Below are 13,500 nucleotides of genomic sequence, written 5' to 3'. Positions count from 1 at the left end.
ATTAAACAGCAACCGCAGATAAAAATAGTTTATCTGCGGGAGTTTTTTATACCTATAAGAATTAGCAAAAACAAAAGGGTGAATGGGGTAATAAACAGCATCATTAAAGGCCATAAGTTGGAGCCAGCATACAATGCATACAGGGTATAAAAAAGTAATGGTATGCTTACCAATAAAGGAAGATAAACTATCTTTCTCCATCCATCAGACCATTTAAAAATGAGTATGATTTGTAAAATCCAATAAAGTGGAATAGAAAGAAAGAGCAATTGGACGAAGATCATATCCCACATAGAAAGAGGCTCTTGCTTCCCTACGCTGGCTTGTTGTTGCTGATTTAGTCGTTTTACCCAAGCTGCATGGGAATGAGTTTGGCCAGTAGTCCCTTCTTGCCAGATTGCTGAGAGCAGCATTGATTTAGTTTGTAGTTCTTTCCAATTGGCATCATATACAGTCACAATTACCGTATCAATATAGGTTGATTTTTCATAGGCCACCCAGGCAATTGCATTACCTTCACCGGAAGGATAGGCTTGCGAGGGATTGAGTCTTACCCCTTTATTTATCTTTTGGTTTAGATTTTTTCCCATAGCCTGAAAACGTAATGGCTGATCGCTTTTATAATGGATAAGTACATAGAGGGCTTCATACTGATGTAACACCGCAGGAGCTTTAGGGCTTGTTTCAATAAGGTCTACATTCAATGCGTTGGTCATAGCTGAGTATGAACACACGATTACTGCAAAAACCTGAAGTAAAGACAATCGAACGGGCATCATGAACATATCCTTAAATAAGTAACAGGGCTATGCAGTTTACTAACCTAACCACTACATATAGTGTTTAGCGATTTTGCTGGCACTGGATCAATTTCAAGCGCCTGCTGTATTAATCGCAAAAAAAGCTTACCTCTTGATGTGGATGTCCTTCGATTAAATCGAAACGTAAATTCATCAAGGTAGTAGGGTAAATTCTTGTGGTTAATAGCACCATGGTGTGTGCCAACCAACCAGCGTTTAAGTAACGACGCAACACGATGAGCAATCTGAATTGCATCGGTCTCTTTCACGTTATTATTACTAATCGACAAATGTGTATACCCGTTACTGCTCAAACCACTGTATCCACTCCAGCCATCTGTTCGGATTGTACTGCCTAGTGAAACCATTTTCTGAATAGTGTCGGTCAATACGCCACCGGATGCATCACTGATAGTAGAAAGCCTAATGCGTCCAATGCCACCGCCTGTGTCTTCTGCTGCTATCAACACTAATGTTTTACCGCCCGCACCACGACCCCGTGTGCCTGCGTGCTCGCCACCAATCATGGTTTCATTTACTTCAACAATACCACTCAACTTATCACGACCAGGCCGCACCATAGCTCTACGAAGTTTATGTAACCACTCCCAAGCCGTGTGATAACTACCCAGTCCAAGTGCCTTCTGCAGCCCAAGTGCACTAACGCCGTTTTTTTGGCTCACTACATACCAGATGGCTTGAAACCATAGCCGAAGAGGTTTGTGTGTATCTTGAAAAAGCGTTCCAGAAATGACTGATCCGGCATACCGACACGTTTGGCAACGGTATAACCCGCTGCTCATTTTACAAACATCCTTTCCATCGCAACGCATGCACACATAGCCATCAGGCCAACGAATAAGGCTTAAATATTCTAAACAAGCTTCTTCAGTTGGAAAAAGATCCATCAGTTCAACCACATTTTTGGGGTAGATATTCATGTGGCCGAATACTATATATAGTGGTTGGGTTAGTCAACTGCATAGCCCTGATAAGTAATACCCTTTGGCTATCCCAAAGATGGAGCAATTGACGATCAAAGTACCTTATTAAGTGTATCCTAAATTGTGTCATGTTGCGATTTAGTAATGGTATCATATACTTAAAATAAGCACGGGGCAGTTTTAAAACAAACTAAAGAACGTGCTTTGGTCATTACAATAAATGGACAGATGCGCTAAAAAAAATCATGTTATCAAACAGGTAGACTTACTGTCTTTAGACTAAGTGAGAGGTATTTTTGCACACACTAGTCTAATTTGTTATAATGAATAGCTCAAATTTAAATAAGAGCGTTTTCAAGTCCTATGAAGAATACCAATTTAACTTTTTTTGATACCATAATTTATCCAGGAGAAAGTTCAAATTTAGCGCTACCACTCCCAGACTTTTACTCATGTGCTTCATTTCGCATGCCCATCAAAGTTATCCACGGAAAAGAAGCTGGCCCTTGTTTATTAATTTTTTCTGCCGTGAAAGGTGATGAGTTAAACGGGATGGAAATCATCAATCGTTTGCTCAAGTCGAAACAACTAAAAAATTTGCGGGGAACCTTAATTGCAATTCCTGTGATGAATGTCCTCGGATTAATAAACCATCCCAAAGCCTCATCCCCTGAAACTAACCTGGAGGGTTGTTTTCCAGGGAAACAACAAGGTACCTATGGTGAGCGTACGGCTCATTTAGTTACTCAAGAGATTTTATCAAAGGCGAATTATTGTATCGAGTTACAAACGGGCTCTTTAAATCATGATATCTTACCTCAAATTTATTGTAACCTTGATAATCCAGACAGTAAAAGTTTGGCGAAACAATTTACTGCACCAGTCATCACTAATCTTATTAGAAACGATAATTCCTTACGTCAGACAGTTGATAATTTAAATATCCCCTTTGTAATGTATCAAGCAGGTGAGGCGATGCGCCTCAATGAATCGGCAATTTCATTGGGTCTAACCGGTATTCAAAACGTTATGGTCCATTTAGGAATGTTGGACGAAGAAACTACTTTTGAAAACAATGCCTATAAATCTATTTTTTCTCAAGAACAAGATTGGCTTCGTGCTCATTTAAGCGGCGTTTTACATACTGAAGTTGAATTAGGACAGATGATTAGAAAAAAGCAAATTCTGGGATTAATTAGTGACCCATTCAGTTCTGATGCCAGGGAACCCGTCAAATCCCCAAGTGATGGAATTGTGGTAGGAATAAATCGCCACCCACTTATTCATGAAGGGCAAACATTATTTAAAATTGCTTCGTTCATTGATAACGACAGGGCTGAGACGACAATTGAGGCCTGGAGTGAAATCTTAGAGGCTAAATGATGAATTCAAACAAAATAACCTATCGGGCTCTGGCTGTCTGGTTAGTATGTGCATTATTTTTTATGTATGAATTTTTATTACGTACAGTGTTAGGTATATTCCAACAGCCGATAATGGATCAACTTCACTTGACGCCAATAACTTTTGCTCTTCTTAGTTCTACTGCTTATCAATTGATTTATGGACTGATGCAAATTCCCGTTGGTCTGATTTCAGAACGTTTTGGTGTAAAACGAACGTTATTTATTGCAGTGATTATCTGTGTTTTTGCTGATGTAGGTCTTGCCTTGTCACCCACTTTCGGTATTGCCATTCTATTTCGCACCTTAATGGGTTTAGGATCATCATTTGGATTCGTTTGTTTATTAGTAGCCGTTTACGATTGGTTGCCACGAAAAAATATTGGTCTGTTTATTGGCTTGTCCCAATTTATAGGAACTATGGGGCCTATGTTAGCAGCTGGACCATTAAACATGTTATCCGAAAAATCCCTTGTATGCTGGCAAGGTGTTTTTGGATGCTTAGCTGGTGTAGGGATGGCAATTGCAGCCCTTGTTTTATTGGTAGTGGATAAAAATAGGGGGGATAAGGATAAATTTGTTACTCTTACACGCACCGCCTCGGTTAAAGAAACGTTACAAAAATTTATTTATCAAAAACAAATCTGGTACATTGCAATTTTCTCTGCATTTGTCTATTTCAGCCTTGAGTATTTATCTGAAAATGAATGTAAAGAGTTTCTAATTAATAAAGGATTTTCTGCTAATTTTTCAGCTTATATGATTACAATAGCCTGGTTTGGTTATGCTGTTGGTTGCGCGGTATTAGGCTATATTTCTGATAAAATCCACCGTCGTAAAACATTGATGATCGCTAGCGCGTTTACAGCATTGATTGCTCTTACGGGTATTATTTACTTACCGCTTAACCAAGTGATGACAGCTTTGGGCTTCATCTTACTAGGTATCGGTGCCAGCGGTCAGAGTATTGGTTTCGCTATTATGGCGGAACAATGCAAAGAATGTCATTTAGCTGTTGGCTTAGGATTCAATAACGCAATGATTGCATTATTTTCCGCATCAATCTCTCCTATAATAGGTCTTGTTTTAGTGAGAGGCAGTTCTTTAGTGCCCCTCGTCAATTACCAACGCGCTTTTTTTGTGATGATAATTCTTCTCCTTACTGCTTTTGTTCTTGCCTTATTTGGCATCAAGGAAACCTTTTGCAAATCCATGCGAGAAATTACCCTACTTAGACCAAACAACAGTGCATTACAAAACTCTATGGTTGCCAATCTGGAAGTCTAACTTAAGTTAACGTGAGTTATGGATAAGGAACTCAGATTTTATCATGCTTCGTTCGGCCTGAGGAGGGCTTTAGCCCGTCTCGAAGGCTAGGCACTGGGCCAAAACCCTTCGAGACGTCGCTAAAGCGACTCCTCAGGGCGAACGGATCGAGGTAGTGACTCGATTTAATAAGCTTCTTATCCATAACTGACGTTAAGTTATTTGAACTAGGGTCAACAGACCCTAATATTTAGGAATAATATTTAATCCAGACATTGTTCTTTTTTGAGAAGGTGTTTTTTAAATTTTTTAACCTGGAGATATATCGAGTTGCTCGATATATCAACGAGCATGTAAATACCGGCTATTCCGCAGGGTGTCACGGATGTTGAAGGATAGTCAGGGTGATTTCCAAGAGCAAAGTAATAGGACCATGCGGAGGAAACTGTTCCTAGTAACTCTAAGTAGTACGTTACGGCAAACATGGTCAAATAAAATAAAGGTTTTTTTCTCTGCCGCAAAATAATCAAAAAAAACAGATAACAAAGAAAACCTGCAATGTCGTTTAAGACAATCAATGACATAAAACAAGTGATAAAAGCAAATTGATGCAAAAATTTTTCAAAGGCTATATGGTTGTTCCAGATGAATTGTTGGCGCGAAATTTGGTATACTATGGCATAGGTAACAGCATGTCCCAGAGGTATGTAGGGAGGGATATTATCAAGATGATACCGATACAGGGTCAGGATTGTGGAACCTATTACTTCAGCACAAAAACTAACTACGATCACAATAAGCATCAACCAATATAATCTTCGTCCTGAAAGAAAAAAAATCCAGCAGTAAAAAAAAATCATAATCGCATTATTTAAATCCTGTGCCTGAAAAAAATGCGCAGCAAACCACGGGCTATCCAGAAAAACGAAAATGGGGGCTCCGAGTAAAACTAAAGCAATTTGTAATTCAATTAAGATATTTTTATTCAAACCAGTTACTATCCTTTTGCTGTAGTCCACACTCCACACCTGATGGTGAAAATATTATCTCAGGACTTGAGGTCTAAAATAAAGCGGTACTTGGCATGTTTGAAGATTAAACGTGAATTGCTGAAGGTACTGACTCATAAGCATATCAAGCAAGAGAATGATCTAGGGTAAAGATTCGTTTGTCAATATAAGTTATCATGGGAAGCTTATTATCATTGAACTATTGGGATCACAATCATGAGTGTTACAAGCAGTCTCCTAAATCTTATTAAAAACCCTAAATTATATCTTGCAGCAGCCGTAGGCACGATACCCGGGGCATTAACCGGGGGAGCTATAGGATCTTTATCCGGTTGTTATATCGCCCCTCTATTTGGATTTTTTTCTGGATACAGGGACCATAAATTTGGTATTGATGCTGATCTTTTCGTTGGTGGTATCTGCGGTTTGATTATTGGCGCCATCCTCGGAGGATTGCTTACCGGAAGTATAGCCTTCTTTAAAATCAATAAAAATAAAAAGGAACTCCAGGCAGTATCACAAGACAATATTTTTGAAGTTTTAATTCCCTCCCTGGGTATTAGCATTGAGTTATCCATCGGAATGGCTATTGGTGCAGTTATAGGTAGCTTAAAGCTGCTCGGTATTGGAACAGTACTCGGAGCGATCATAGGAACAATTCTTATCCTGATTACGTCACAAATTATAAAAAAATAAGCATGTTACCTCTTGTCAGACTCCTTGAGCACTTTGACTTAAACGATGAATTTATCCCATGCACCATAAGAACTGCGAATTTTGCCGCGGGGCAAGGTCAAGACAAACAATAAACTACCAGCTAATATACTTACGAGCGTTGCAGTAAGGTTCGCTCCATAAACAAATGGGGTAATGAATAGTGCCACAGCACAAACAAGATTAATCAAACGCAGCACACGAACGGACTCAGCCAATGAGGTGACGGTAATGGTAACTATTAAAGATCCAATCAAGTGATCGACATTAGCCATACTTCCTGAAGCACCCAGAGTGAGACGGGTGCACATCAGCCAAACACCGATGAGAACACACAACGCCAAATTCCACGGCAGCGACACCCCTCCGGTTAGCATTTCTTTAATGATGATTCGGGGAGATTGCTCAAAATCATCTTCTATATTTCCTCTTGATTTTTTATCTGCCTCATCCACATCCCCAAACAGCAATACGCGCAAGATGGGGCGACCAGCTTTCCAGCGGCGCCAGAGAAACATACTGGTAGCTACCAACTCATCAAATGAATAGGGAACCTGGATTAACATCGCTGCCGCACCAATAAGACACAAGGTGCACCAGGTGTTTAGCAGTATAGGTTGAATAATAATAAACGTAATCGATACTACCCCTAAAGGAACAATCATGATTCCAAAAAATAGAACCAGCCACGGCATTGTTCGCCATCGATTTGAGCTGCCAAGAATACCGGTTAAAATCTCCAGAATATAAACAGTAGCTCCAAGTCCTGCATCTGGGATTGGCCAGACTTTCGATACATAGGAGGTTATTATCTCTTCCGTACCGTTTTTAGCATCTGGTAAAAATCCCGTAAAAAAAGGCTCCCAAACACTGTCAATATGTTCCAGCTGGTAGGCGGCGAGATATCGGGAAACATACAAACCAATAAACGCTAGTACGATAATTGGAAATCGCTGAAACCAGCTAGACGGTGAGAATTCCCACCCGGGGGGAATTGACGATCCATGCATGGCAGCGTTTGGCGCAATACCAATCGATGGCTTGACGAGTATTGAAAATCCAATCACAAGAAAGCCTGTTAGTGTATCGTTTAAATAAGCCCCGGAAGTGGGGGCCCAAAAAAAAAGTGGGGCGTAAATTAACCATAAACCAACTAAAGCACATCCCCAGCGGGCAGGGGCTGCACGCCAGGACAAACTTAAAAATGCCAGAACAATCAATAAGACCCCACTGGCCATATCACTGACTGCCAAAGGGTATGATTCATAGCCTAAGGTGGGTGGTGCAGTAATAAGCCAAAAGCCTAGCACGATATTTAAAAAATGCGCCCAAAGATTGTTTTGATGCTGTTTTCGAAACTGGACTTCATAAGCTTTTCGCGTCGTTTCAACATGATGGCCTTTATTTGCCTCCATCCAGTCCGGTTTTGTGACCCCATTTAGTTCATACCATCTATTGGCATCTTTTTTTAATGCCTTAATGATTTTTGGCAATGTCTCATTTATCCGATGCTTTGGCTTCCAGTCCAGTTCTTTTTCGGCTTTGCTTATATCCAGTGCATAATGATCGGATGCCAAATCAATCATAAAAGGACGGATAAAAGGTTTTTCCCCTTTGTCGTATTCATCTGGAACTATCGGTTCCATTTTTTCTTCAATATATGCTCCGATCTTTGCCATACCTTTAGGTACACTGATCAGGTCAACATCCTCCTCATGTATGAGCTGTGCGATTTGTTTTTGCAGCTGCTCATAACTGATTGTTTCAGGTTCCCCTGCAAGAATGATCTCTTTTTTTGGTAAGTCATTTCGCTTATCTAATGCTTTTTTAAACAATTCCATTAAATCATTCTGATGAATAAACGATTGCCCGGCCTTGATATCCCCTGCGTATAAATTGCTTTTGACATCCCGTTCGTACACCCGGGCAATCTGGTTGGCCAGGGTCGGCACACAGCGTTGATCATTATATACTCCTGCTAACCGCAAAATGAGATAGGGGATCTTGCCATGATATCTGGCTATGATCTCTTCAGTTTTGGCCTTTGATTTGGGATAGGCCCACTTGGGTTCAACCGGGGTTTGTTCATTGATGCGCTCACCCCGAGCCGAGGGTTTTTGTACCAGCATGGTGCTGGAGTAAATGAAGCGGTCAACATCAAAATCCTGCAGCGCTTCAAGCAGTTTTTTTGTGCCTTCTTCATTAATCGTGTCATATAGAGGTGATTCTTTACCCGTAAAATCAAAAAAAGCGGCAAGATGAATAACACCTGCAATCTTATTGCCAAATTTCTCTTTAAATAACTTGAAAGCCAATGACACGGAAATTGGCGAGCTGAGATCGAAAGGAATATCACAGGCATCTTCGGATAAATCAAAACCAACCACCTGATAGCAGTCTTTCAGTTTCCTGGTCAGTGCCGTGCCGATTGTTCCAGCGGAACCCGTAATGATGACGATGGGTTTTGTCTTTCCTTTTACCATAACTACTCTCCATTTAAGGGTTCGGAGTCACTCCTATGGGTGCGCCTGAATTTCCGCCAGGGCAATAAGTAATTTTATAGTTAGTCGAATTGATTCCCGTAGGATTATTAGTACAACTAAAGGTACTGCTTTTGTCGTCAAAGGGATAAACATAAAATGGAGGGCATGCTGCTTTGTACCAACCTAGTGTTGGAAGAGCATTAGCACTCCATACAGCGTTATTTGAGCCATTACCGGTAACATTACATTGTGCAACAATGAGCGGGTCTGAAGGAAGCACTAAAGAAGTTGGTGCTTCCTGCCAATTATGACAACCACAGCACGTCGTTGAACCAGAGGAGTTATAACACGATTGGTCGTAACCCGTACCGCTGCATTGATACATGTTAGTAAATGTTCCATTGGTCGCTGCATTGGTGCATAAATAGGGGGCTTGCGAGTAGCTCGTGTTGATGCCGCACACTTGATTTGCAGTCCAATAACCTTTGAAAATTCCACAGGTTCTTTGGGCAGAATTAGCTATAATATTGGCTGGAGATAAACCGCAAGCCTCTCCTCCTGCTTCATCACAATCACCGTTCACATTACAATTCGCCCCGCCAGTGGCAACCCAGATATAGTTGTTGCTGGGTGGCGTAAAACTCCAATCACAAGCACCAATCGTTCCACCGGTACTTACCTGGTCAACAGTAATACCTGGTGCGCCACAGGTGTAAGGATTAACCGCATCACGCGTAACACCCTGGGGCTCGATTGACATTGGAATGTTGATGCCGTTAATGCCAGTGATGTCATAAAAATCAGACTCTTGTTGGAACGTGGGTTCGGCTTGTTGTGCGGGTTGGTCCAATCCGCGTCCTACCGGACAGCCACCTGTACCACCACCGCAATCAGCAGTAGAGCAGCCAGTAGTGGTGCAACTGGTTCTGCCGCCAATCACACCGCTCCATACCAAGTGTTGTGTGGATGAAAGAGGATAGACATTTTCAATTAATGTGACGTTTTTGGTGCCACCATTGGCAAGCACCCGATAATCACCGCCAGGAGGTGTTGGATTTTTCCAGTTACAGATACCAGCACCAGTATTTGCTGCTGGATCACAGACGAAAGTTCCAGGAATGACATTAGGTTTATTATCACAATCAGTATCCGTCGCACACCCATTAATTTGCCCACCACCTACGAAAGCCAGCCAAACATCATAGGGGCATTGATTCTCAAACATGAATGTACGGGTATTTGCTGATGAGAGGATGGAAAAATTGGTTGGCTTGTCAGTAATGAGGGTCTTGCCGGAATCATAAGGAATTGCGAGGAATTCATTCACTTCCCCTGCGGTGTTAAGTGCTTGAATAGTGGTTGAAATAGTACAAGTACCACCATTTGCTGGAACGATGTTACCACAATCATTACTAAACGTTGGCACAGCAATTAGGGGGGATGCATCAGTGAAATGAATGGTCGCACTATTAATGGTAATGTTACTTGCCGAGCTGTTTTCTACGGTCCAACTTAGGAATTGGGTCGTATTCACTAACATATTGTGTCCTACGGGTTCGGTGGTAAAAAAGAATCCGGTAGCGCTACTGGTGATCTCAAAACCTAACACAGGGGCAGGTGTTATTGTCTGGAAAGTGGGGCCATAATTGATAATAAGGTTTTGTTGAATATGAGCAGCTGTACCCCCAGCATTGATGGTGACAATAACATGGCAAATTTCGCCGGGGGGAATATAATGATTCATTCCCTTGTATATACAGTCATCTGTAATCTCCCATGTGGTTAGTGGCGATGCAGGAGTTAACATTGTCCTGGATGGGTTTATGTTCAGCATAACTGGCGCAGTAGGCACGTTATTTTTAATACTGTAAGTAAGTGTCTGTTTTGTATTCGGCAACATATTCTGAGCAGTCTCTTGGGTAACAAGAGATAACGGTGGGGTGCTTCCTGCGTAGATGGATGTACAACATAGACCCAACGTGAATAGAAATGGCAGTTGTTTTAGTAAATTGTTTTTCATAAATAGTTATCCAAATAAGTAACTTAAGCCAAATAATACAGAGTGTGATTGAACATTGGTTCTGACAGGGTAAGCCAGCAGGACTCCAGTTTCATTATCTGATATACCACTTCGTGCATCACCGATATCGGCAAAAAGGTAACGGGCAGATACCATAACATTAGTTCTAAGGGGTAATTTAAGTCCTGCACCAAGCTCATAAGCGAAGTGCACTCTTGCCTTATCGGAAAGACTATAATTTCCACCATCAGCACCAATATCAGGCCGTGGTATATTTTGGAAGCTCATTGAGTTTTGGGCACCGCCGACACCGGCTTCAATGAAGGGCATAATACCGAAGTAGGAAGGACGTAACCCCCATTCTGTATCCAGCATGACACGAAAGCTTCTAACTTGTAATTCGTAGGTGGCGTTATTAAAGTCGGGTAAACCATACTGGTATACTGATCCATGTTGCGAACCTTCATTATAATAAGCATTTACGCCTAAAGAGATACTGCGCAGCATATTCCAGGACTTCTCTTTATTGGGCTCAAGAATTTTTTCGTAGGAAATGCCGATTGCAGATGCAAATTGGATTTTATGCTCCTCTGATACGTAGGAATCGGTTCTAAATGCTTCAGCGGGGAAAAATACCTGACCTTGTTGATCAAAAGCATAGGAACTACCACCCGCCAATACGGTAAATCTTATCCCACCTGTCTGTGTATGGATTAGCGTACCAACGTTTTTTGATGCAATATCAGGTGGCAATGGGGTTAATGTCTGTTTCGACTGGCCTTGTGATACCCTAACTGCTTTATGTACCTTCTTAGCCTTCAAAGCAGGGGTGACTAGCAGAGAGTCCCCTATCGCTCGTACTGTCTGAGGTGAAGCTAATGGTCCAAGAACAACTGAGTGCAACTGACCTGAAGAAACAACTCGAACAGGATAATGGGTGCGGGCGGCTATTTGACTTCTTAATTGGCAGGCAGAATTTTTCGCTCGAAAAGTTCCTGCATATATAGAGAAAGGTCCATGGTGAGTTGTATTAAAATTTCTAGCCTTGTCAAGACCATAAATGATTTGTGCAAAAGTATTTTTTGGAGCAATGGCCATCAACAATAATGACAGGTTCAAAACAGCAATATGTTTTATAATTACGTTCATTTCTCATCCTTAATAGCAGTAGCGCAAAAGTCTACTGTCCCCAATCCATCACCAGGGTTTTTTATCTAAAGTGTTTCGTTCATGGCCAAGCCTTTTCTATACTTTTTATTTAATGCTCAAAGGTAGGTATATTTCAGGACAATAACCATATGATATTTTATAAATTAAATCAACGGCACGCATTTATTAAATATATTTATCCACTATGTTTTCCTGCAGTGCTAAGAGGTCTTACTGGGTAATATAGGCGCGGTTTTCTGGACACAAAAAAAGGTTTTTTAAGAGCTATTCTTCTTAATACAAAGAGGAGAATAAAATGTCTAAAAAGCGAGCTTATTATACGGCGGCCAAGAAGGCAAAAATAACGCTAGCTGCGATTGAGGGGAAACTCACACAAGCGCAAATTACCAGTGAATACGGTGTTCACGCAACGCAGGTAAAAACTTGGAAGCAATCGGCCATCAAAGCCATTAACGATTTATTCTCTGGGGCTAATGAAAAAGAAGCCAAGTCCCAAGAGCAGCTTGTTGAGGCATTATATCAAGAAATTGGTCGACTTCAAGCGCAGCTATCTTGGCTAAAAAAAAAGCATGAACTTTAGTCTGGATGAAAAGCGCGTCATGATTGATCCTCTTGCCGAGCTCACCATTCGTGAACAATGCTTGCTATTAGACTTGCCTGTTTCAAGTTATTATTATAGTGCCAAGCCCATTTCTGTCGAAGATGAAGCGCTTATGGCGCTACTTGATGAGCACTATCTGCAGTATCCATGTGAAGGTAAAATTAAGCGGGCAAGATGGCTGTCAAAAGAAGTAGGCTATCCTGTTGGTAAACGTCGAGTAAAAAAGTTGATGGAAATGATGGGGTTATCGACTGTTTACCCAAAGCCAAATACAAGCGTTCCCAATAAGGAGCATGAGGTGTTCCCTTATTTATTAAAAGAGGTGGATATCACCAAACCAAATCAGGTTTGGGCCGCAGATATCACCTACATCCGCATGAAAGGAAAGCATGTGTATTTAGTAGCTATTATGGACTGGTATAGTCGTTATGTGATTGGATGGGCTATTTCACCTACTATGGAGGCTGAATTTTGTATTGAGGCGCTTAGAAACGCTTTGCTGCATTCGCGTTGTGAGATCTTTAACACGGATCAGGGTTCTCAATTTACCTCAAAAGATTGGATAAATACGCTAAAATCTCACCACATTTCTATCAGCATGGATGGGCGAGGACGTTATTTAGATAATATATTTATCGAGCGATTGTGGCGTAGTGTTAAGCAAGAAAAAATCTACCGGTATGATTTTGATACAATTGAAGAGGTTGAGCTGGCCTTAACGGAGTATTTTGAGTATTATAATAACCGAAGGCTTCACCAGTCCTTTAATTATTTAACGCCCGCAGAGGTGTATTATGGCCGGAAAAGACCATAAACCCTAAATGAGAGCGTCATGACTTACCCACAAGGCCCACAGGCCTATACGAGAAAGTGAAGCTCTCCTGACCTGTGGACTTGTGGATAAGTCATTCTGATAGAGTTGTGGTAAAATGACCTAAGACAATTCGTAGTAGCAATCACTATTCATACGGTATTGAGTAGGTTTAAATAGGTTAATTTGAGTGAATTTTTAACTATAAATGATGGATGAATAGCTCTTATTTTTCCTTAATTTTGTTCCAGACATGCGGACCCATATCAGGGTGTCCC

At 41.1% G+C, this 13,500-nt stretch carries 11 protein-coding genes; 5 read left to right on the top strand and 6 right to left on the bottom strand.

The window, feature by feature from the left end; all coding sequences use genetic code 11:
• Positions 1–29: 29 nt before the first annotated feature.
• Together HRS36_RS14770 and HRS36_RS14765 are read right to left on the bottom strand one after the other, a co-directional pair.
• On the bottom strand, positions 30–779 hold the full coding sequence (locus tag HRS36_RS14770; RefSeq protein WP_173237882.1) for a hypothetical protein: 750 nt from the start codon (positions 777–779) through the stop codon (positions 30–32).
• A 44-nt stretch (positions 780–823) separates the two neighbouring features.
• Positions 824–1,741, bottom strand: a complete 918-nt coding sequence (locus HRS36_RS14765) for an IS1595 family transposase (protein ID WP_173235413.1) — start codon at positions 1,739–1,741, stop codon at positions 824–826.
• 471 nt (positions 1,742–2,212) lie between these two features.
• On the opposite strand from HRS36_RS14765, the gene HRS36_RS14760 reads away from it, so the two are divergent.
• Both HRS36_RS14760 and HRS36_RS14755 read left to right on the top strand, forming a co-directional pair.
• Positions 2,213–3,127 carry a succinylglutamate desuccinylase/aspartoacylase family protein gene (locus tag HRS36_RS14760; RefSeq protein ID WP_226905488.1) on the top strand — a complete coding sequence of 305 codons (915 nt, stop codon included), beginning with the start codon at positions 2,213–2,215 and terminating at the stop codon, positions 3,125–3,127.
• The gene (locus HRS36_RS14755; protein WP_226905487.1) at positions 3,124–4,434 is read left to right on the top strand and encodes an MFS transporter; all 1,311 of its coding nucleotides are present in this window, start codon (positions 3,124–3,126) and stop codon (positions 4,432–4,434) included. The genes HRS36_RS14760 and HRS36_RS14755 overlap by 4 nt, the downstream gene beginning before the upstream one ends.
• A 242-nt stretch (positions 4,435–4,676) precedes the next feature.
• On the opposite strand, the gene HRS36_RS14750 is transcribed toward HRS36_RS14755, so the two are convergent.
• Positions 4,677–5,402 carry a hypothetical protein gene (locus tag HRS36_RS14750; protein ID WP_173237880.1) on the bottom strand — a complete coding sequence of 242 codons (726 nt, stop codon included), beginning with the start codon at positions 5,400–5,402 and terminating at the stop codon, positions 4,677–4,679.
• 237 nt (positions 5,403–5,639) lie between these two features.
• Between HRS36_RS14750 and HRS36_RS14745 the strand changes: the two genes are divergently transcribed.
• Positions 5,640–6,119, top strand: coding sequence for a hypothetical protein (locus tag HRS36_RS14745; protein WP_173237879.1), 480 nt, complete (start codon positions 5,640–5,642; stop codon positions 6,117–6,119).
• A 38-nt stretch (positions 6,120–6,157) separates the two neighbouring features.
• On the opposite strand, the gene HRS36_RS14740 is transcribed toward HRS36_RS14745, so the two are convergent.
• The 3 genes from HRS36_RS14740 to HRS36_RS14730 are packed head-to-tail and all read right to left on the bottom strand — an operon-like array spanning position 6,158 to position 11,789.
• A complete protein-coding gene (locus HRS36_RS14740; RefSeq protein WP_173237878.1) occupies positions 6,158–8,620 on the bottom strand; it encodes a vitamin K epoxide reductase family protein in 2,463 nt (820 codons plus the stop codon).
• A 13-nt stretch (positions 8,621–8,633) separates the two neighbouring features.
• Positions 8,634–10,640, bottom strand: coding sequence for a thaumatin family protein (locus HRS36_RS14735; RefSeq protein WP_173237877.1), 2,007 nt, complete (start codon positions 10,638–10,640; stop codon positions 8,634–8,636).
• A 6-nt stretch (positions 10,641–10,646) separates the two neighbouring features.
• Positions 10,647–11,789, bottom strand: coding sequence for an outer membrane protein (locus tag HRS36_RS14730; protein WP_173237876.1), 1,143 nt, complete (start codon positions 11,787–11,789; stop codon positions 10,647–10,649).
• A gap of 316 nt (positions 11,790–12,105) precedes the next feature.
• Here HRS36_RS14730 and HRS36_RS14725 point away from each other — a divergent pair, with 316 nt between their 5' ends.
• Complete coding sequence (locus HRS36_RS14725) at positions 12,106–12,390, top strand: transposase (RefSeq protein ID WP_173235475.1); 285 nt, start codon at positions 12,106–12,108, stop codon at positions 12,388–12,390.
• Positions 12,380–13,225 carry an IS3 family transposase gene (locus HRS36_RS14720; RefSeq protein WP_173235473.1) on the top strand — a complete coding sequence of 282 codons (846 nt, stop codon included), beginning with the start codon at positions 12,380–12,382 and terminating at the stop codon, positions 13,223–13,225. Before HRS36_RS14725 ends, HRS36_RS14720 begins: the two co-directional genes overlap by 11 nt.
• Positions 13,226–13,500: the final 275 nt, after the last annotated feature.

The sequence above is a fragment of the Legionella antarctica genome, from assembly GCF_011764505.1.
GTDB classification, from domain to species: domain Bacteria; phylum Pseudomonadota; class Gammaproteobacteria; order Legionellales; family Legionellaceae; genus Legionella; species Legionella antarctica.
The sequence above is the reverse complement of the archived record's forward strand: the minus strand, read 5'-3'. Positions and strand labels throughout refer to the sequence as shown.